Genomic DNA, 22,324 nt, shown 5'->3' on the forward strand with positions numbered 1-22,324 from the left:
TAGTTTATAAGATCACAGCGCATTCATAAAAATGAAAGAGATAATTAGAACATTGCTTCATTTTCAAAGAAACAAAAAAGGAATCCTTTACGGATCCCTTTTTGCAATGCACTCTTTTTCAAATGGTACATTTTGCACCTATTTTTAGTATACCTTATAATTCCTATAAAATAAATAAGATTAAATGAAATTCACTTCAAATTGTGATAGAAAACATAATTAAGAAGCGCAGATAACTAAATATTATCCCTTTTATTAAATAAAAAAGATTAAATAATTCTCCCTCCAAACTAGGGCCCCTTTACACTTTTTACAAATATTGTTATAATTAGATAAACCAGAGCATTACCCCATTAACAAAGGGACTCCATAATTGGAGTCCCTTTGTTAATTAGCTATTAAAAATGATAGCATGTGATTATTGTATAATTTCTTCCTTTTTTAGATCTGCATATTCTTCTACGAAATCCCCTAAACCTTGCTTTTCGAAGCAAGAAATACTTTTTTCACTTCTTCTAAGAGTTTAATTGCTTCATCTTCATTAAGAGAACGTAAAATATTGAAATGATATACATACTCTTCATTTCCTAATCCCATACAAACTGCTAATCCTTTTTCAAATTGCTTTAAGAATATACAAGCTGTCCCTAATGCGTTTTCACAAGAAGCAATTTTCATCTCATATCCCATTAGCCCAAAATACCAGGAATATAGATACTTATTTTACTTTCAAAGGCTGAAACCTTGCTGCATAACTACTGAAAATAAACATAAGAAAGACGTTCAAATCCATATGGATAGAACGTCTTTTCACTTTACTTTATACAGATACTGATTTTTCACTTATTCATTTTGCATTGTACTTAAAAAATCGATAAATTCATCTTCATTTACAGGTTTACTGTAGTAATAGCCTTGAATTAGATAACATGCATTACGTTGCAACACTGTTAATTGTTCTTTCGTTTCTACCCCTTCTGCTATCACTTTCATGTTTAAAGTATGAGCAAGTGAAATAATGGTTTGTATAATTTCATCTCCATCAGTAAAAGTTCCGATCCTATTAACAAATTCTTTTGGAATTTTCAAAGTATCAATTGGATAAAGAGGCAAATACGCTAGTGAAGAATAACCTGTACCAAAATCGTCAATTGATAAATGTACACCATATGATTTTAATACTTTTAACTTCGATAAGGTTTCTTTTTCATCTACCATTGCTATTCGCTCTGTTAATTCCAAATCAATTGAATTAGCAGGTACTCCTATCTCTTCTATGGTAGATATCATTGTTTGAACAAAATCTTTCTGTTCAAACTCTATAGCTGATAAATTTATCCCCATCTTTAGATTTGAATAGCCCGCAGAATACCATTCTTTCAGTTGTCGACACGCTTTCTGTAACGTCCACTTCCCAATTGAAATAATCTGCGCCGTTTCTTCTGCGATAGGTATAAACTCAAAAGGAGAAATCAGCCCAAGCTCTGGATGTTGCCAGCGTATTAAAGCCTCTGCACCAATAACCTTACCTGCCTTACTATCAATTTGTGGTTGATACAATAAAAACAACTCATTATTTTCAATTGCATTTGGTAAATCCTGTTCTAATCGTAATCGACGAGTTACTTTTTGTGATAATGTCTCGTCATACATACAAACAGCATTGTTACCTTTTTCCTTTGCGCTATACATAGCGATATCAGCGTGTTGTAAAAGTGTAGTAGTATTTATTCCTCCAAATGGATACACTGCTATTCCTATACTAAGAGATAAGTAAAAACTATGCTGATTTACTACAAATGGTTCTTCAGTTATACGAAATAGAGTTTTACACAAATCCAATAGCTGTTGCTCCGTTTGGTTATGGACAATGATTGCAAACTCATCTCCACCTATTCTTGCTAGAGGAATAGTCGGTGACAGACATGTCCTAAAACGTTTGGCAACTTCTTTTAAAACTCTGTCACCAATCGAATGACCCAATGTATCATTAATGGTCTTAAAGCGATTTAAATCAATATACAGGAGCCCGAACTTATCCTGTGTTTTTTGTGCACGCTTAATGGATCTATCTAATTCTTGTTGGAAGAATATACGATTTCCAATCTCCGTCACCGTATCATGGAATGCAAGATAATTTATCTCATCCTGTTGTTGTTTCATCCTCGTTATGTCTTTTACCATTACATAACTCCCAAAGGTTTGTCCTTCTATCATAATAGGAACTATAGTGACATACCAAAAGAGGATATCCTTCTCATTGTTATTTTTCACACGTAACTGTAACGAAGATGAACTACATCGTTTCCCTTTCTTTATAGCCGATTCCAATTCAGATTTATCTTCATCTAAAAAAATAGAGAAGCACTCTTTCCCTATTAATGCAGCACTTTCTTTTCCTAATAACATACTTCCAGCCTGGTTTATATTTAATACGATACCATTTGAATCAATCGTTAAAATAGGATCTGGATGATACTCATATAAAGACTTAAATCTCTCTTGATTTTTTACCAAATCATTAGATTTGTTTATTAAATCCCGTGTTCTTTGAATTACTGTTCGTTCTAATTGATTATTAAACACTTTTAAGGCCTCGGTTAAATCCTTGTTTTGCATTCGTACAATTGTATGACGAATCAGTACAAATACAAAAGCAATACAATTTCCCGTAATCAATGTAGCTGAAGAAGTTTGTTCTTTCAAAGTAAAGCCAATTAAGACTGCAACTGCAAGATAAGGAAATATGACAAGAAGTTTCTCTCCAAATGTTGGATTGACAATAAAATAATTTCTTTTAGAAGAAGTATTCTTTGGAATTGTAGCAGCAATAGCGATAAATAATAGGAAAACTCTATACAAACACCTTAATAATATAACTGAACGATCTGACAAATCATCTTGTAAGTAAAAATATAAGTAGTCCGTAATAGCCAATCCAGTTAATACTAGGATAAAAATAAACAATTTACTTTTTGCATTGAAAATAGCAGGTCGAAAGATTAGTGTAACTCCAAGTAATAGAAGCAATAAATCTATAATCGGAAAAATAAATGAAAGAAAAACATCTCCAATTGAAAAGAATAAGATATTTGCAGAAGGTTTATTAAATAGGTACCACTCTAATGTAAAAATAGCAGTAACAACAATGCATAAATCACAAAGTAAATACGCTTTCTCCCATTTGTTACATTCCATCATAATTTTATAAAAAAACGCAAAGAGAAAGAAAAATAAGAAAAACAACAAAAATACATCAGAGATACTAAAATTTTGGATTGGTAATTCTACATTAAGTACTTGAAAAGCAGATATGAAATTTCCTATCAGGAAACACCCTATCGCAATAATTATGCAAATCCAGAATACTCCTAACTTAATTTTTCTGGATAATATAGAATACAGTAATGAAATAAATACAGTAGTTTCAACAACTAAAGATGATAGCCGGATATTAAAATCTGATACGAAATAATGATTCGGAAGAACAAATAAAAATATACAGCAAAAGCTTATATAAGCTATTAAAGCCAATATCAATACATAAAATTGCACATATGCATGTTTACGCAATGGACTCACCTTCTTGAGTTTTTTCTATACTTTTATTAAGAAATGTCTTGATAGTGGCACAACTCCTACTAATTAAAATGTGTGCTACCTATTATCCATATTATGACCTTTTTAAAAGATTTTTTTCTACATACAACAGTCTTATTAACTTTTTGTAGATTTTTACAATTTCCAATACTGAGGATTCCAAAAAGGATCAGTTAAAAAATGTAGTTTTTCAATTATTTGTGCATCGTAAATTTGGATTGTACAACTTATCTACTCTTTAAATATGAGATAAAATCTAATCCTCTATTGAATTATAGTTAGTTGCTAACTGTCACACTTAAAAAGGAATGAAAATATACTATCTTTAACATAGAAATTCGAATTAGTTTTCGAAACTAACTGTAACAATTATAGTTACAACTTAGATTGATGTCAATTTCATCTTTCCTCCTTACTCAAAGAATTATAAATAATCTAGGATTAGGTGAAGCTGAAGCTGATATTGCATCTCTCTAAAAAGAATGTTACTCTAAAAATAGAATTATGAAAGGAATGATGGATGAATAATGATTAACTAATTTATATTTTAAGTTGAATTTTATAACTTCAAACTACAAAATATAGGGTTAGTCTATCCATTTTTAAAATTCAGTTCATACTTTATTTGTCATGATTCAAATGATTAATAAGTACTTATTAAGTATAGACGAAAGACTAATCCTTCCGATTACAATTGGGGGATTTTTTTATTCCCGTTTATGTTAGTTGGAACTTATTAATTGTTAAATGTACCTAACAAATAAAGGAGCGAGAAAAATGAGTACTTCAGACACTATTGTTACACATGTAATGCTCTATATAAGTCGTTAATATCCATCAAACTTATATAGAGCAATTAAAAAATGGATGGATGTTCCGACTTTATACGAAACGTTTCGATATATAAAGGAGGAATTATTATGTCAATGATAAAAGTCCAAGATTTAACTTTTTCATACCCAGGTAGCTTTGATAATATTTTTGAAAGTGTAAACTTCCAAATAGATACGGATTGGAAGCTAGGATTTATCGGTAGAAACGGACGAGGTAAAACGACATTCTTTAATTTATTGTTAGGGAATTATGAGTATGGTGGGAAAATCCTTGCTTCGGTAGAATTCAATTACTTCCCCTACTCTGTTGCAGATAAGAACAAATTCACTCATGAAATCCTTGAAGAAATTTGTCCCCAAGCAGAAGATTGGGAATTTCTGCGTGAGATATCCTATTTAAATGTTGATGCTGAGGTCATATACAGACCATTTAAAACATTATCAAATGGGGAACAAACAAAGGTGTTGCTTGCTGCACTGTTTTTAAATGAGGGCCAATTCCTATTAATTGATGAACCAACAAATCATTTAGATACTGATGCACGAAAGATAGTCTCTGATTATCTAAGGAAGAAAAAAGGATTTATTTTAATTTCACATGACAGAATCTTTTTAGATGGGTGCGTTGACCATATCCTATCTATAAATAGAGCAAATATTGAAGTTCAGAGTGGTAACTATTCTTCTTGGAAGTTAAATTTTGATAGACAGCAAGAGCACGAAGAGGCTACAAATGAGCGTCTACAAAAAGACATAGGGAGATTAAAACAGTCTTCCAAGCGTTCAGCAAGTTGGTCTCATGATGTGGAAGCTTCAAAAAATGGAACGAGGAATTCAGGCTCTAAGTTGGATAAGGGGTTTGTAGGTCATAAAGCAGCCAAGATGATGAAAAGAGCAAAAAACCTTGAATCAAGACAACAAAAAGCTATTGAAGAAAAGTCAAAATTACTAAAAAATGTGGAGAAAACTGAGTCCTTAAAATTGGAACAATTACAATTTAAATCAAATGAATTGATTACTTTGGTTGATGTGTCCGTTAAGTACGATGACCAAATTGTGAATGATTCGATTAGCTTCATAGTTGAACAAGGTGACCGAATTGTACTTGATGGAACGAATGGGAGCGGAAAAAGTAGTATCCTAAAACTAATTCTAGGACATCCGATACAGCATACAGGCTTAGTTATTTTAAGTACAGGACTCATCATTTCCTATGTCCAACAAGATACTTCTCATTTAAGGGGATCGCTATCAGACTTTATTGAACAGCACAAGATTGATGAGACCTTATTTAAATCCATCCTACGTAAGATGGACTTTGACCGAATTCAATTTGAGAAAGATATATCTCATTATTCTGGTGGACAAAAGAAAAAACTGCTTATCGCTAAAAGCTTATGTGAAAAAGCTCATATATATATATGGGATGAACCACTAAATTTTATAGATATCTATTCCCGTATGCAAATCGAAGAGCTTATTCAACAATTTAATCCCACAATGGTTATTGTTGAGCATGATAAAGCATTTCAACAAACAGTTGCAACAAAAACTATATCTATGTAGCTCAAAACGAATACTTGAAAATATAATCAGCAAATTGAGTCATTGAATTATAAATACTTTAATGACGTGTTGAAAAAAGCCTAATTTCTCTACAATACATTGAGAAATTAGGCTTTAAATAGTAATAATAGAATTCATATACACTGAATAATTTACACGTTAGGTTTATCTGTTAATGCAGTAACAATTCTGTCCACTAAGTCTTCTGGCATCCATTCATGATTTGTATCATTCGTTTCATTTGGCCCTAAAGAATCAATAAACTTTTTAAACTTTGGAAATAAAACAATAGAAGTGATCCAATGTATCGTATGATTTATGGAGAAGAAATGAAAAACTTCTTGCTTTTCACCCTCCTGTAATATTTCTTTTAACTGTTCAAAATTACCTATGAAATACGGTTTAATCTTTTCTAATCGTGCACTTTCCTTAATAATCTCCTCATATGCCAACGATCCAATTTCAGGGTTCTCTTTTATATGTATAGTAAAAACCGTTAAATATTCTCTAAGGGCATCGATAGGATCAAATTGATTCTTCTCAAGAAAATTGGGTAGCTCATTAGCAAGGCCATATTTCTTAAATACCTCATAATATAGGTTTTCTTTCCCATTAAAATAGTAAGAAGCCATAGCAACATTCACTTTCGCTTCTTTTGCAATTTCTTGTATGCTCGTACCTTCGTAGCCACGCTCTCCAAATTTTTTCTTAGCAGCCTTTAAGATATTTTCCATCGTCTGCTCTCGAGATTTCCCCATTTCACACACCTCAAATAGTATATATTTCACTTCAAAAACCCAATAAGGACTTTGAATAGAGTATCTTTTTAATGAAATTTAATTATATATTTAAAGTGATAACTTAACAACCGATGAGGTTCTGATTACTTTAAACAATATCCCCTTGCGTAGCATCAATAGCTTTCAACTACTTTACGCTCTTTTCTAATTGAGTAAAAGAATAGACAAAAAACATCTAATTTCATCTTAATTTCGTGCGCGAATAAAAACATAATAAGGACCAAAGTTTATTTATTTTATAGATAAACTTTGGTCCTTTCGTTACATTATACAGATTTAAAATAAAGTGAAACTTTAATCAGTGGGGGTTTTGTTCATCCACCACTGATTATTAGGTGAACCAATCGGGCTGCCCGTTAATGCGGGATAAACTAGTATACTCGTATCTTGATGAGATAATTATCCATCAATCGTCCATCATTTTCTGACTAAATCTGTTTAATCTCGATATAAGGTCCTTTAATGTTTAATTTGTTAATATCATTAGATATATTGCCTACAGTTGATTTTTCATTAAAAGTATAGACCTTTTCACCATTTACAAAGATACCCCAATTTTTATCTTCGTAACTGATACCATAACCAGCATTGCTAGACGTAGCTTTGAGTTGATTTCCATTTATTGAAAGAGATAATTTCCCTTTTCCTTTGTTAAGTTTATCATTCACGCTGTTGATACTATTCATTTGTTCTTCAAGGGCTTTTTGGTTATCAAGAGTAACTTGATGGTTTTTCCAGTCTAATTTATAGTGGTTCGTAAAGAATTCATTATATGTATCTTTATTATTTGTTCCCCACCATTTTGAACTTACCCATTCGATATTGTACTGATCTGAAACTCTACGATTTGTTATTTTTAAATCTGATGTAGTTTCTGTTTTATCAGCAGTAATAACCGCTACTACGTTTGGAGAAAAACCATAGCCTGTTAAAGCTGGTACTGTATCTTTTGAAACAAAATTATTCGTTCCTTCATTATAACTACGTGATTTCATAAATAGTTGATTACCATAGAAAGTATTGAATGAATCACGATTATAAATTCCCCATTCTGGGAAATTAAATGATTGGAATCCTACTTTCCAATTTAATTTTTTATCTGTGTGAGTCTCTAATACCGTTTTATAATCTACTTGATCATAAGATACACTTTCTTTCCAAGCAAAGCTACCTGTGATACTTGCATCGGCATTTGGCCCTTTATCATTTACTCCTACTTTAACACTTCCACCAAGTGTATACCCTACCTCAGAAGTGACCTTTGCTGAAGTCATTGTATTAACTGGGGCAGCTTTATGGAATTGAGCACTATCACCACTTGTTATTTCTGCTTCAGTATGATAGGCTGATGGCCATTTTAAACCTGCGTTATAGTATCCGCTATTAATTGTATATTTAGCATCTATATTACTACCATCAGTGGTAACAATTGCAATCTTTTTATCTGCGTAAGGATCCTCAATAAAAGAAACTTTTACTGAATTTTTGATATTCTGCTTCATGTCATAAGTAGTTTTAAAACTATTATAGACCTTCCCACCATTTTGAAGATTTTCTACAGTTCCTTTAGAATCTGCAAATGCAGATGTTGCTTGTAAACCAAATGATCCAGACATAATAACGGACGCTACCGCAACGCATTTAGCTATTTCTTTTGCTTTTTTCATACAGACAGCCACTCCTTCTTAAACATTTAAAAGATATAAATATATTATTTCTAGTTCACAAAAATAGAGATAGATTCATAGCCATACAATATAGAAATTCATTAACTTTTATGACACTAACTAAAAACACATGTTTCACTAATCTTCCTCTCACTATTATTGATAACTATTATCAACATTATTAAAACATAAAATAACGATTTAAACAACAATTTTAAATACAAATTTAAAATTGTTGTTTAAAAAACTGCAAAAAAATTATAGAATTCTTCATTTCGAGAATTACTATATTTTCAATTACTTATTACAGCCTATATTCAGATACATTATTTCCTTTCCATTCATAATAATCTAAAATTCCTTCATAAATGGCTTCTGCTGCAATTTGTCTGCCATTTTCCGTAGATAATTTACTGTAATCAATACCATTATCTATAAACGCCAGTTCCGTCAACACAGCTGGCATGTCATTTTCTCTTATAACATGAAGGTCTCCATGTTTAACTCCTCTATCTCGTGTTTGAAGTGCCTCTACTAAACGTGTTTGAATTTTTTCCGCTAAAACACGACTTTCTTCCACATGAGGATTTGTTTTTTCGGATTTAGAAGATTTATAGTAATATGTTTCTGTCCCTTTTGCATTACCATTAAAAGCATTTGCATGTACGCTTATAAAGATATCACCCTGATTTTTCTTAGCAAATTTAACACGTTCCTGTAAAGAACTTTTTTGATCATGTCCTGGTCTATTATCAGATTGACGAGTTAATAAAACTGTAAATGGTGTATGCTTTTCAAGTAATTGTTGTAGACGTAAAGAAGTGTCTAGTACAATCTTACTTTCAGGTAATCCCTTTGTGGATTTCCCAGGATCTTCGCCACCATGTCCAGGATCAATAATGATTATTTTGCTTTCTAATGGGTTTTTTGGACGATGTTGCATCATATCTGTTTTTGCAGTAAGTTGAGCAGCTTCAGCACGTGTTATAAATCTATTTGGTTGCCAACCGTTCTCAGTACCATTAGAAATTTTCAAACCGATTAAAATATTGGCATATTTTTCTCCCCAATGGCCTTTTAAATCTTCAAATTTAACCTGCTCGTTATGATTTGGTGTGCTTTGTAGTTTATATGCATTTACTAGCATCGTAGCCATAGCAGCGCGAGTTACTTTTCCGGATGGATTGAAGATTCCATTACCCTCACCTTTAACAATACCAGCTTTTTCAGCAGCAGCAATATACGGAGTAGCCCAGTGGTTTTGTGAATCTGTAAATGATGGTTTTGCATTAGAGTCAATTTGTATATCTAAAACTTTTGTCATAATTTTTGTAGCTGAAGCTCTGTCTAATGAGTCATTTGAACCGAAAGTTCCGTCTGGATAGCCATTCAATACCTGTTTATCAACTAAATAATTAACGGATTTGTCCGCCCATGCAGGAACATCTGGGAACTTATGAGTATTTGCAAATGTATTAGATGAGTAGGATAATAAACTTCCAGCAAGAATTCCTGTAGCAATTAATTTGTATTTCAAAATGAACACCTCTATCAAGTTATTACAATTTGGTAAATATATCATTTATAATTAATCTTTAAATAATACGACCTTGAATAAAGAATAGATTAATTCGTTTATATTACTATATAACGGATAATGAATTTTAAATCGAACTATTACTCTAAAAATAATCCTCGGACATACACTTATAGATAGAGATTATTAAATATACTCACCAACATCGTGTAACCAGTATAGTTACTTATACATACGAGTGTCAATTAAAATAACCTTACAATTTTGTAAGATAACCACCTTAATAGTAAACCAAGTAATTATTAAATATTATAAATAGTTACTAGATATAATAAAATAACAATCTTAAATTTTGAACAAAGACTAATTATTTTAATAGGAAAATAACTTATAACCACCGCATTTTCAACAATGCTTTTGAATCCTACTTTACTCTATAATTCTCTGTTATATCCCAACGTGAATGCTCCTATAATATAGGCGATTGCTGCAATGAATACTAGTATTTCCTCAAAAAAAATCTCTAGAAGCCACCTAAAGTAGCCTTTATTAATACACTCACACAATCCATCTTTTCACTCCCTTAAGACATCCTCAAATTTTACAAGGACTGAAAAAAGAAGAGGGATACCTTCCCTCTTCACCAAAAAAATTAAAAAACACCTTAATTTATATCCCCTGCCTTTTACAATCTCACGTCTATTGATAGCCAGTTTAATTCTTCAATTCTATTTTCATAGATTCATGTATTCTTCTAAAGTCTGCTTTTGTTTATATATATTTTCAGCAATATCTCCTACATAGCGAATATGCCAAGGTTCATATGCATAACCTGTAATACTTTCCTTTCCCTTAGGATAACGAATGATAAACCCTGCGCGATGCGCGTTTTCTTTCAGCCATTTTCCTTCCTTCGTATTAGCAAAGGATAACTCTAGTTCATTGTTCGCACTTTTAGAAGAAACGTCCATTGTTAACCCTGTTTGATGTTCGCTATGTCCTGGTTTTGCCGAGAAGCGATCCGTATGCTCTTGTCCTTTTCTTTTCACATTGTTTGTATACAATCGTTGTTGATAGTCATAGGAACGAAATCCCGAAACAGCATTTAACTGAATCCCCTCCTGCTTTGCTAAATCAAATAACTTTTCCAGTGCTTCTGCCGCCTCTTTACGGAGGTGGCTCTTTTCTACCGTTCCACTAAATGAGAATGGTACATTTGGTACAACTAAATCCTCTGGTTTATAGTCTTCTGGTAATCCATATTCCTTATTAACTACAGCCTGTATACTAGCAAAAGAACTTTCATTGTATTTTGATTGCCCTTTTCCTCTACTATCTTTCTCTTTATTTATGGAGTTTTCACGAGATTCATAGTTCGTCTTATCTGGTTCTTTACCAATAGATTGATTGGTGTAAATTATAAAGATACCTAACATCATAATTACACAAATGAAAATTCCTACTAATTTAAGTCTCATTATTCATTTCCTTCCTGCAACTCTTACTATTTCTCGTTCATAATATCTCAACCATATCAAATTCATATTAATTTGAAGTGAACTTTTGTTCTTACCATATTTCTTAATAGAAAGACTGTATATCCTTCTATTTGTTTGACATCATTAAGATGCTCACAAATATAAATAAATTCTATTCCTACATATAGATAAAAAATCTAAAAATTTATATAATAAGATTAGAAGTGTAGCGTATTATTATTGAAGGGTCTTGGTATAATGCTAGGCATTAATGTAAAAAAAACAAATGAAGAGTTAATTATTTCATGGCAATTGGCGGAGATTACAATTCCATTACGTGATGTGATTGAGATTACCGAAGATGCTACCTATGCTGGTGTTGAAGAAGTAGATGTCATACGTATTGGAACAGCTTATGGGACAACAGACCGTATTTTAATTAAAACAGTAAAACAAAATTATGTATTATTTACTACAAATAAATTTGCTATTTTAAATGCCATTCACGCTTGAATATAGGAGTCTTCTTGGCTAAAATGATAAAAATAAGCACATCTTGTTATAAAAACAGATGTGCTTATTTTTTAATTTCTATGCATTTTTACGTTTTAAGAAAATCACTCCACCAACAATTAACAGTAATGCGCCTGCAGCCATAGAGATCCAACTTGTAAGATTAGTACCTGTTTGCGGTAACCATCCAATTTTAGATTGAATTTCTTGCTTAGGTTGTGGTTGTTCTTTTACTTGCTCGTTAGGCTGCTCTGGTGTTGGAGTATTTTTATCTGAATTTGGCTGTTCTGGTTTAGGTTGTTCCGGCTTTACCTCTTTAAATTTCACTGTTTGTCCCTTATCTTCAATTTCAGCGTGAATAGCTACTAATATATTATCTTGATACAGTTCTTCAAACACGACTACTTCTTTACCTTGTAATGCAGAAGCATTAAATGTGAAATCTAGTGTGATAGAACCATTCTTCTCTTTAGCAATAAACTTAGATTCTACTGTTACTTCTTTACCATCAACTAATAATGGCTTGTTTGTTGCTTTATCCATCAGTTTACCTTTTACAACATACTCTTTACCCACGATTAAGTCTTTGTATTCCACTGTATCTTGGATTGTTACAGATTTAGAAGCGTCTAACTCTTTAGAACCATCAGCTTTGTTTGTTGCTGTCGTTTTAATAGAAGGTTCTACAAATCGAACTGTTTGACCTATATCGTTAATGTCAGCATGTGTTGTAATTACTTGCCCTTCATGTAATAAGTCTTCAAACACGACTACTTCTCTTCCTTGCTGTTCAGCACCAACAAAAGTAAAGTCTAATGTTACAAAACCGTTCTTTTCTTTTGCAGTAAACTTCGTTTCAGCTGTTACTTCTTTTCCATCAATTAATAATGGTTTGTTAATAGCTTTGTTCATTAGTTTACCTTTTACAGTGTACTCTTTACCTACAACTAAGTTAGTATACTCCACTTTGTCTTGGATAGTGATAGAATCCTTTGAATGAATCTCTTTTCCACCATCAGCTTTGTTTGTTGCTGTCGTTTTTACTGATGGCTTAACGAACTTAACTGTTTGACCTTTATCATTGATATCAGCATGTGTTGTAACAGTTTTTCCTTCTTTCAATAACTCTTCGAATACTACTACCTCTTTTTCTTCTAAACCAGTTGCATCAAATGTGAAGTCTAATGTAATAGAGCCATTTGCTTCTTTTGGTGTAAACTTCGTTTCAGCTGTTACTTCTTTACCATTTACAACTAATGGTTTATTAGTCTCTTTATTCATTAATTTACCTTTTAAAGTGTATTCTTTACCTACTTGTAGGTCTTTGTATTCCACTTTATCTTGGATTGTTACAGACTTAGACGTGTGCATTTCTTTTGTACCATCTGTTTTATCAGTAGCTGTTGTTTTTATTGAAGGAATCTTTTCATCTTTGACAATGTGTTTAATGATTTGACCATTCTCTTTAATTTCAAAAGAGAACGTTTCTTCATTTAATACATAACCTTTTGGCGCAACAGTTTCTTTATATGTGTATTTTCCAAATGGTAATTTTTCAAATTTAGCGATTCCTTTATCGTCTGTTTTTCCTTTTACTACTTCTTTTCCTGCTTCGTTATAAATCGTAAATTCTGCATTTGGAAGCTTGTTATTTCCATCAGCTACATCTACCTTTGTAATTTCTAGATCACCTTTGATATGATGATTAACTGCCAATAACTCAATAATCTTCCCATGTTCCTTTATTTCGAACATAATTGGTTCTTTAACAAGAACGTAACCATGTGGAGAAGTCTTTTCTACAAATGAATATTTACCATACGCTAAATCTTTGACGTTAATCTCGCCATTTTTATCTGTCTTATATTCCCCAACTACTTTTCCACTTTCATCTTTCAATTCAAATACTGCACCTTCTAATTTTTTGCTAATATCTTCATTATCTACTTTTAGTAATTTTACACTACCTTTCACTTCGGTATTTTCCACTGTAAAAGTAAGTGTTTTATTGTGCTCTTTAATTTCAAAAGGATACTTTGTTTTATTTCCAATATATCCATTAGGTGTTTTTGTCTCTAAGAAATAATACTTACCATACGTAAGACCTTCAACGTTTGCAATTCCATTTTCTTTTGTTACTACTTTTTGCACTTCTTTTCCATCTTCAGTAAAGACTGTGAATTCAACATTTGGTAAAACCTTTCCTGAATCACTGAGCTTTTTAATTTCGATGTTACCTTTTACTTTGTTATTTACTATTTGGACAGCTCCTGTTTCTCCTGTCTTAACTTCAATAGTTTGTGGTTTATCATCTGAAACATAGCCTGTTGGTGCTTTAATTTCTTTTAATGTGTAAGTACCAATTGGTAAGTTGTTTAATTCTGCCATACCATCAGCACCAGTCGTGATTTTTCCAACTGATTCATTATTTGCATTAAAGACCTCAAATACTGCACCAGCTAAAACTTCTCCATTTTCTCCAACCTTTTTAATTTTTAAAGAACCAGCTGCTTCCCAATTTACTGCAAGATCACTACTAAGCTTTTCTTCATTTCTTTCTAATAGTACTGTAGCATTCTGAACAGTATCCGTACCACGGTAAGCAATTGCTTGAACTTTAGTTAAATTAGCAGCAACACTTAAATTAAATTCACCCGTTTTTGTATTCTTAGGAATTTGGATACGAAATTTTTCTCCAACTGAAAGCTGATCTTTCACTTCTCCATTTTCACTTACAATTCTAACTCCATTAGGTGCATTTTTCGCTACTACCTTATAAGAACCACTCTTAGCATTTGTTTGTACTGAATATAGATTTGTTTCGAAGAATTCACCCTTTAATTCTGCTTTTTGCTTTTCAGCAGGAATGACATTCATAAAAACATCTTGAGTCTCTTCACTATTATTAGCATTACTAATAATAGCCTTAGCTGCTTTTTCAACATTTTTATTCTCATGTTTTAATTCATTTACATCGAGTTGACCTAATGCATTCCAAACCGCAAGTTGCGTTGCATAATGCGCTTCATTCTTATTAGCTACTCCCAGCTGTTCAGCACTTTTTTGCGGGAAACCATTTAATAAGACTCTATATACTACATTATCTGTTTTCCCCATTTCAGGAAGATCTTCACCATTTGGTGATTTTAATCCAAGGGTTAAGCAATAAGCAATTTGACCACTTGAATTTTTAATCATTTCAGTGCGAATGTACTTACCTAGACTATTACTATAACTCCAGTCCATTGAATATTTCTCATGCGTCATAACCTCTGCACTAGCCCTAGGTAAAAATACATTAAGGAATAATGCCAGTACTGATAATAATGTAAAAACTCTTATAATGACTCTCTTACCCAATTTTGTAACCTCCCTAGAATAAATTAATCCGAGTATATATCGCAATATCTAAAACATTCACGATCGACCCGATTATCATTATAAAACAATAAATTACAAATATTAAATAATTTTAATTAAATAGTCAAAAAATTTACACATTTTATTATTTATCAAGTTTTTTAACGAATTTACTATATACAAATTCTAAAACACGCCTACAATTTAAAAAACAAATATGTATGTTAAATATATAAATAGCAATTCCTTTACTCCAGTTATTAAGCTTTCCCCCTATTAAAAATATCCTCTTCATTTTCTTGTTAACCTGAGTAACTTATACACCTCTTTTAATCTATTACACTCCTCCATTTAAATATAAAGGTGACTTCTCGTCCAAAGAATAAAGTGAAACTTTAATCCTCCCGATTCCCATCTAACTTCTTTGCTTTCATTGAATTTTTGGGCGGGAGTCTTACTGCCCCAAAATAGCGGGATACATTATGCAATATTGCATTTGATAATCATTTTCATTGTAACTATAATGATTACAGGATTACTATTAATCCAATATTCTACATGGAGGTTTTATTATGTTTAAAAAAATTATTGTATCTTCTATGGCGCTTACTATGTTCGGTGGAGCTGCAACTATACTAGAGGCACCTACTGCTCAAGCAGCTTCTTATAACTCAACGTCATCCTCTTACTTTGATGTCACTCCTGAAGAGGCCGTGGCTTTCTATCAATCTCAAGACTATAAAAAATTAAAAGTATTTTTGGATGACTTTGAAGCAAGAAACCCTTATACTCCAGGTGGAGGCTACGCTCAAGGGAGTGTACGTATGCAAAAATTCAACGATGCTCTTAGAGATGCTAAATTAACAAATGTCTACCAAGAATTTATTAGAATCTCATACTACAATCATTATCCAGAACCAAAATAATAACAACGGATTAAATGTTTATTATTTCTATAACTTAGCCTAATTTTAAATGTATAACCTAAAAATAATTACTAAAAACCACTCATATAAGAGTGGTTTTTCTATTTCCCCATATAATTTAGCGGAATGTTACATCATCTTTATTTTGATATCTTTTATAGTAGACATTCTCTCGTTGACACAATCTAGTAGGTTAGCAATGGAAATATCAAAATGTATTTATAATTGTTTTCTGTTTAATAGCAAAAAACGAACAGCCTCTCACAATTAGATAAGGTGCTCGTTTTCATTTTTATCGGTAATTCTCAATTCAATTTAGCTTCTTTCCAATAAGTAAAGATTAAATTAACTTAAAAGCAAAGCGTTTTAAATTTAATTCATAGATCTTACTGAAACTTGGAATTGCCCCTTAGAACCATCATCATTTGAAACGTAAATTTTATATGTTCCATTCGGTAATGGAGATAAAGCATTCCGTACATTTGTAACATTAATTCGTTGTTCTCCAGGTTTTATATAACCACCAACAATTAGCTCTGTATTTGGACCTTTTACACTATATCCCATTGTATTTTGACCATTATTTTTCATAGAGAAGCTTAAGTCAGTACTCCCATCATATACGAAAGAAGTTTCAGCCTCGCCACTATAATCCATTGTTTGGGTTAATAATAAGTCTGCAGAAACATGTTCAACTACATGAATTGGATCATTCGTTTTGTGTACTTCTTCAGCATAAGTATTATTCCCTAACACACCAAGTGTTAATGCTGAAACTACTCCACAACTAAGCACTAGTTTATTTAACTTCATTTTAAGTTCCCCCTTGATGTTTGTATTCTATTACCATCATACATCCTTTTCCAAGTGCGTTTTTATGTAATAATTCATATCTATAAACCTATATATCTTAACTCTTCACCTTAATAGTTATTGAGAAACCCACATAGATAAAGTTACAATATTACGCTTCATAAAAAACATGTAAATTTTAAATTCTTTTTCTAACAAAGTTTTATACGAGTAAGTACTAAAATACTCACATAAATAGCATTTCTATTTCAGATAAAATGTACTAATAAAATTTTTCTAAAATTTCACTTTGTAATTTGATATATTCCATGTTAATATAACGAAGGCTACAAACAGGAGTCACCACGCATATCATTTTCACAGAATATTCATACTTAAAAACCTTATTTTATCAGTAACTCAATCTAAATTTTACCTATACAAAAGTTAGTTTATAATTTCATATGTACATAAATTTAAATAGATTTTTTCTATTATCCTTATCAATTTTAATACGAGTAATATAACAGCATGTTTTTCAAGTACCCTTCCTTTTTTAGATAAAAAGTCTACTAATACTAAACATCTATGTCCAACTCATACATAATTCTACTTACAAACTATCGGAGATGCAAAACTATGGGAATTTCTACTCTTTTATTAAATACCTTTATTATAATAATTTGTATCCTTAGCTATCACGTATTTTGGCTAGAGTTTAAAGAAAAAACAATATGTAATAATATATTATTTTCTACCCTTTCCTCCATTGCTATTATTTTTTGTATGACTTTTCCTTTTCATTTACATGTGGGATTTATTTATGATTTACGTTTTATTCCTATAATATTAGTTTTTCTATATGGAAATACAAAAAACATTGTTTTTATAGGAATTTTATATCTTTCTTATCGGTTTTACTTAGGCGGAAATGGCGTTCTTCCATCATTTATTATCTTCACTATTATTTTTGGTATAACAATGCTCTTTCGTTACTTATTACCTATGTATGTTAAAGAAAAAAAAGTATTATTAAGCTTACTCCTTATTTTAGTATGTACAACTTCACTTTCTATTTGCGGTATTGTAACTCAAATACATACAGGAGGGAAAATAGACTCTACTCTCATAGAATTTTTATTAAATTACATAATCATTAATATTTTCACAGTATTATTATCAGTTTATTTAATAGAGGGAATGATTGAGAAATATAAAATGAAAGAAAAGCTACAACGAGCTGAAAAATTTTATATAGCTAGCGAACTAGCAGCGTCAATTGCACACGAAATCCACAATCCACTAACCACGGTACATGGATTCACTCAATTATTAAATGAAAAACATGCCTCTAAGCTATCTCAGGATCAATACTTAGAAATCATGTTAATTGAAATGCAGCAAATACAATCTACTATTAATAACTATTTATCTTTAACCAAACCACAGAACACCCTAAAAGAGAAAATAGATATTAATCACATTTTAAATCAAGTGAAAGATACTATTTCACCACTCGCTCTATCATACAAAGTTGAAATCAAACAAAATAGTACAGATTCCTTTTATATAAATGGGGACCCCGAAAAATTCAAACTCTGTCTAAACAACATCATCCAAAACGGAATTGAGGCTATGAAAAATGGTGGATTATTACAAATAAATATACAAAAAGTAAAAGGAAATATCATAATTGATATTATTGATTCAGGAATTGGGATGTCATCTCAACAAATAAAACGAATTGCTTTGCCATTCTATTCAACAACAGAAAAAGGAACTGGGCTTGGTACTATGATTGCTTATAGTATTATTAGAGAATTAAACGGAGATATAGAGATAGAGAGTGAATTGGGTAAAGGGACACGCTTTTCTATTAGTATCCCTTGCTAATGCGACAAAAATTTTCTGTTTAGTTAATTACATAAGCACATTTTAAGAATCCTGCTAGCTAACTTACTTATTAATTATCTTAAATTTATGTGCGTTAATTAAAAACAATAAGGATCAGAGCTTATCTATTGTTACAGATACACTCTAATCCTTTAGTTTAATTACATTAAACGCACTTAATATTTATAACTATTCTTACATCGTGATGAAAGAATAGTTCATCGACTTTATCTCATTTACTGATTAGATTTGTTTAATGTAAATATAACATCTCTCGGCACTTAATTTGTTATTATCATTATAGACATTTCCTACAATTGTTTTTTTATTAAAGTACAGACCTTATGCCATTCATTGAAAAAGACAACTCCCTTTTTACTACTTTACTTCCACCGTATAATTCCCTGTCCCCCCGCTATACTGATACACATGTAAATAATACTTCCCTGGATACGTGTAGTAACTACCTACTAGTTTATTCCCTTGTTGCTGAGCATACGTAACATAATTATTTAAATCTGCTTCAGAATAAAGTACCCAGTTCATTCCGATATTATTTTCATTCGTTACGTTAATTTGAAGGTTTTTAGCAGTCTCCACATTAATTTCAAAGAAATCACTTGTATCGCCATTTCCTAAACTAGCACGTAAAACTTGATTTAACTGCAGTTTGTTTGCTGTTTGGAATGAGTTATTCGGTTCTTTTTCTACACTGTTATCTTCTTTCTTTTGAACAGTTACAGTCGCTGTAGCAGTATTAGTTGCTCCTTTATCGTCTGTTACTGTTAATTTCGCCGTATACGTTCCTTCTTTTATATATACGTGAGTTGGATTTTGCTCATTACTTACAGTACCGTCTCCAAACTCCCATTTATATGAAATAATTTTCCCGTCTTCATCTTTTGATCCGTCGCTTTTAAATGAAATTGCTTCATTTACATTTCCACTATACGGACCGTTTATAACCGCAACTGGCGCTTTATTCTCTGCACCTTCTTCTGTATTAATACCGTGGAACACAACATCATATTCAAATTGTCCTGATGCATTCACGCGATAATTTACGAAGTATGCTGTTACTGTTTTATAACCTGTCCATTCTTTTGCACTTAAACGTTTTAACGTATCATTAACGTTTTGTGTAATTGTTTTCCAGTCTTCATATTCTCCTTTTGCTGCAGTTCCTGTATATGTTCCTTGTAGTGTGAATGTATTAAAGAACTGTGATTTATTTTTCTTCACTGATACATTTTTCAATTTTGCTTCCGCCGTTATTTCTGCCGCAATATCTGAAACTGGTTTCGGTGCATGATTTGCTAAATAATCGTCTGATACTAATGGCACGTTATATTTCTCACAATTATCAACTAGCATTTGCATATAGTCTTGATATTCTTTATTTAAATTCGCATCTTTACTTAATGTAGAGCGATATGCATCATATGCTGTTACATCATTTTTCCTAATAAGATCATGTATTTTATCAAACATATCATATCTCTTATTGTACATATAAGATTGTAAAGCAAAGGAATAATTATAGAAATCCCACGTTCCATACTTTGCATTTAACGTTCGCTCTGCCGTATAACGCTCCGCTGGGTTTGAAGATAATCCTCCTATAATACTCTTTCTCGGTACAACATTATCCGTTCTCGTTGCCCCTGCAAAAAATTCAGCATTCCCTTCTTCAAACCAAGATAATCTTTCATTTTCATATATTTTCCCTTGTCCCCATAACCCTGGTACTTCATATCTACCTTGTAAATAATGCGTGAACTCGTGTCTGAATAATTCTTCTAAACTATAAATACTTTCTTCTGGCGTACGCTCATAAGTAAAGAACGTACCTGTTCCTTCTATATAAAGACCACCGTTATTCGTTTCATAACCGTACAATTGACGATTAAATTGATATTCTGCTGGGCTATTATAAATAACCATCGTTAGTACATCATCAGGATTTCCTTTTTCTAAAGGTTGATCACTTTCAACCGTACGATGGAATTGTGCCTTGACTTCTTTTGCCGCCCAATATAAACGTTTTACTTTTTCTTCTGTCACTTTATCTCCAGCTTTTAAAACAATTGCCCCATCATCAAACGTATACGTTTTTGGCAAATATTTTTTCTTTCCATCTTCTCTTATTTGATCTAAATTCACCACTTTACCATTTGCATCTTTTCCGCCATAATTCGTTGCGATTTGCTCAGCAGCTACGAAATATTGCTCCCCTAAATACGGATAAATTTTCATCGCATCTGTTACAACTTGTAACCCTTTCGTTCCTGTACTATGGAACGTACCGAGTCTACCTGTATAATAAATGCCATTATTAATAAGCCAACCGTTTTTTGCTGTAATCGTTCCCATTAATGCAAAACGACTTAGTTCATTAATATAACTATCTATTTTCTGATACCATACTGTATCTTTCGGTGCTTTCCTCGTATCGTACAAATACGATTGAATGTCGTAATCAACACCTTGCATAATATCGTAAATAGCATTTCCAGCTGAAAGATTATCTACTAATGTAGAAAAATTATCATTATATTGTTTAAAAATTTTTGCAGCTGATGTTATCGTTTCCACATCACTCGAAGCGTTTCCTATTAACTTTCCGTATGATGATACCACTCTATTTTGCTCTAATGTACCCAGCTTGAAATTTGAATTGTTAGCTATCGTTTTTAATGCAGGTAAGCATTTATCATGATAACTCCGTTCATTTAATTTACTAAGTTCCGAATTATAAAATCCTAAATAAAATCCTGAACGTAATACCTCTACTAATGTCTCAATCCCTTTTGAATCATCCTTCGTATAGGCTTGTCCTTGCTGCTTCAATTTATCAATAATCGCCTGCATCCTACTATCATTTTGATAGAATGCTAGACTGTCTGTATTAAACTGAAATAGCCCCGTAATTTGCTCCCAATCAATTGTTACAAGTAAATCTACTAACTGCTGATTGCTTAATTGATTTAATTCAGCAATTGTATAAGTTTTCGCTACAGCTAATTGCTTATTTTCTTTTTTCACCTCAGGTGGTCTTTGTGATAAATCGGCAAATTGTAGCCTTTTCTCAAAAGACTTACTTTCGAGCACTTTCGATGAATGAGCTAATTCTTGTACTGGTAGTTGTACACCGACTGGCTCCATTTTGAGCACATTTCGATAAGAAACTTGCTCTCCCTTAGTATCTTCTGCCAAACTGCCCCCTTGAAAACTCCCTAACATTAAACTAGCAAAACTTACCCCTACTAACATTTTCTTTGAATAGCCTTTCATACTCTCCCCTACCTTACATTTTTAGTGCCCCGCTCCATTATTTTACTATTTTTACTTTTTGTCCT

13 protein-coding genes are annotated in these 22,324 nt (G+C 31.8%); 4 read left to right on the forward strand and 9 right to left on the reverse strand.

From position 1 onward, the window contains the following. Window positions 1-471 precede the first annotated feature (471 nt). Window positions 472-690 (reverse strand): hypothetical protein, encoded by a 219-nt coding sequence (locus tag CQ064_RS18425; RefSeq protein WP_003271145.1) that lies wholly within the window; start codon window positions 688-690, stop codon window positions 472-474. A 153-nt stretch (window positions 691-843) separates the two neighbouring features. Next, window positions 844-3,573 (reverse strand): sensor domain-containing protein, encoded by a 2,730-nt coding sequence (locus CQ064_RS18430; RefSeq protein ID WP_001225479.1) that lies wholly within the window; start codon window positions 3,571-3,573, stop codon window positions 844-846. A gap of 947 nt (window positions 3,574-4,520) precedes the next feature. On the opposite strand from CQ064_RS18430, the gene CQ064_RS18435 reads away from it, so the two are divergent. Then, window positions 4,521-5,999 (forward strand): Lsa family ABC-F type ribosomal protection protein, encoded by a 1,479-nt coding sequence (locus tag CQ064_RS18435; RefSeq protein WP_000061791.1) that lies wholly within the window; start codon window positions 4,521-4,523, stop codon window positions 5,997-5,999. Between the two features lie 152 nt (window positions 6,000-6,151). Here the strand turns inward: CQ064_RS18435 and hlyIIR are convergent, their stop codons facing one another. The 4 genes from hlyIIR to CQ064_RS18455 all read right to left on the reverse strand — a co-directional run bounded on the left by hlyIIR (window position 6,152) and on the right by CQ064_RS18455 (window position 11,481). Beyond that, complete coding sequence (gene hlyIIR / locus CQ064_RS18440) at window positions 6,152-6,757, reverse strand: hemolysin II regulator HlyIIR (RefSeq protein ID WP_000520481.1); 606 nt, start codon at window positions 6,755-6,757, stop codon at window positions 6,152-6,154. Between the two features lie 470 nt (window positions 6,758-7,227). Further along, window positions 7,228-8,466 carry a hemolysin II HlyII gene (gene hlyII, locus CQ064_RS18445; RefSeq protein WP_000709369.1) on the reverse strand — a complete coding sequence of 413 codons (1,239 nt, stop codon included), beginning with the start codon at window positions 8,464-8,466 and terminating at the stop codon, window positions 7,228-7,230. Between the two features lie 304 nt (window positions 8,467-8,770). Continuing rightward, window positions 8,771-10,003 (reverse strand): N-acetylmuramoyl-L-alanine amidase, encoded by a 1,233-nt coding sequence (locus CQ064_RS18450; protein ID WP_000875658.1) that lies wholly within the window; start codon window positions 10,001-10,003, stop codon window positions 8,771-8,773. A gap of 734 nt (window positions 10,004-10,737) precedes the next feature. Beyond that, the gene (locus tag CQ064_RS18455; protein WP_001237442.1) at window positions 10,738-11,481 is read right to left on the reverse strand and encodes a M15 family metallopeptidase; all 744 of its coding nucleotides are present in this window, start codon (window positions 11,479-11,481) and stop codon (window positions 10,738-10,740) included. Between the two features lie 258 nt (window positions 11,482-11,739). Between CQ064_RS18455 and CQ064_RS18460 the strand changes: the two genes are divergently transcribed. After that, window positions 11,740-11,994 (forward strand): SunI/YnzG family protein, encoded by a 255-nt coding sequence (locus tag CQ064_RS18460; protein WP_000900689.1) that lies wholly within the window; start codon window positions 11,740-11,742, stop codon window positions 11,992-11,994. Window positions 11,995-12,072: 78 nt separating this feature from the next. On the opposite strand, the gene CQ064_RS18465 is transcribed toward CQ064_RS18460, so the two are convergent. Then, window positions 12,073-15,354, reverse strand: coding sequence for a VaFE repeat-containing surface-anchored protein (locus CQ064_RS18465; protein WP_000520161.1), 3,282 nt, complete (start codon window positions 15,352-15,354; stop codon window positions 12,073-12,075). Window positions 15,355-15,926: 572 nt separating this feature from the next. Between CQ064_RS18465 and CQ064_RS18470 the strand changes: the two genes are divergently transcribed. Then, window positions 15,927-16,280: a hypothetical protein gene (locus tag CQ064_RS18470; RefSeq protein ID WP_000473479.1), complete on the forward strand. Its 354-nt coding sequence runs from the start codon at window positions 15,927-15,929 to the stop codon at window positions 16,278-16,280. A 372-nt stretch (window positions 16,281-16,652) separates the two neighbouring features. Here CQ064_RS18470 and CQ064_RS18475 read toward each other — a convergent pair whose 3' ends face one another. Beyond that, window positions 16,653-17,093, reverse strand: a complete 441-nt coding sequence (locus tag CQ064_RS18475; protein WP_000773518.1) for a hypothetical protein — start codon at window positions 17,091-17,093, stop codon at window positions 16,653-16,655. Window positions 17,094-17,711: 618 nt separating this feature from the next. Here CQ064_RS18475 and CQ064_RS18480 point away from each other — a divergent pair. Then, complete coding sequence (locus CQ064_RS18480) at window positions 17,712-18,965, forward strand: sensor histidine kinase (protein WP_000513021.1); 1,254 nt, start codon at window positions 17,712-17,714, stop codon at window positions 18,963-18,965. A gap of 378 nt (window positions 18,966-19,343) precedes the next feature. Here CQ064_RS18480 and colA read toward each other — a convergent pair whose 3' ends face one another. Beyond that, complete coding sequence (gene colA, locus CQ064_RS18485; protein ID WP_000679508.1) at window positions 19,344-22,259, reverse strand: collagenase ColA; 2,916 nt, start codon at window positions 22,257-22,259, stop codon at window positions 19,344-19,346. Between the last annotated feature and the right edge of the window lie 65 nt (window positions 22,260-22,324).

The organism is Bacillus sp. MYb78 (assembly GCF_002975115.1).
Taxonomy (GTDB): domain Bacteria; phylum Bacillota; class Bacilli; order Bacillales; family Bacillaceae_G; genus Bacillus_A; species Bacillus_A cereus.

What these genes read in the sequence shown, in the direction of transcription:
- CQ064_RS18425 (WP_003271145.1), bottom strand. Translation starts at nt 690, where the DNA reads ATGGGATATGAGATGAAAATTGCTTCTTGTGAAAACGCATTAGGGACA.
- CQ064_RS18435 (WP_000061791.1), top strand. Translation starts at nt 4,521, where the DNA reads ATGTCAATGATAAAAGTCCAAGATTTAACTTTTTCATACCCAGGTAGC.
- hlyIIR (WP_000520481.1), bottom strand. Translation starts at nt 6,757, where the DNA reads ATGGGGAAATCTCGAGAGCAGACGATGGAAAATATCTTAAAGGCTGCT.
- hlyII (WP_000709369.1), bottom strand. Translation starts at nt 8,466, where the DNA reads ATGAAAAAAGCAAAAGAAATAGCTAAATGCGTTGCGGTAGCGTCCGTT.
- CQ064_RS18455 (WP_001237442.1), bottom strand. Translation starts at nt 11,481, where the DNA reads ATGAGACTTAAATTAGTAGGAATTTTCATTTGTGTAATTATGATGTTA.
- CQ064_RS18460 (WP_000900689.1), top strand. Translation starts at nt 11,740, where the DNA reads ATGCTAGGCATTAATGTAAAAAAAACAAATGAAGAGTTAATTATTTCA.
- CQ064_RS18470 (WP_000473479.1), top strand. Translation starts at nt 15,927, where the DNA reads ATGTTTAAAAAAATTATTGTATCTTCTATGGCGCTTACTATGTTCGGT.
- CQ064_RS18475 (WP_000773518.1), bottom strand. Translation starts at nt 17,093, where the DNA reads ATGAAGTTAAATAAACTAGTGCTTAGTTGTGGAGTAGTTTCAGCATTA.
- CQ064_RS18480 (WP_000513021.1), top strand. Translation starts at nt 17,712, where the DNA reads ATGGGAATTTCTACTCTTTTATTAAATACCTTTATTATAATAATTTGT.
- colA (WP_000679508.1), bottom strand. Translation starts at nt 22,259, where the DNA reads ATGAAAGGCTATTCAAAGAAAATGTTAGTAGGGGTAAGTTTTGCTAGT.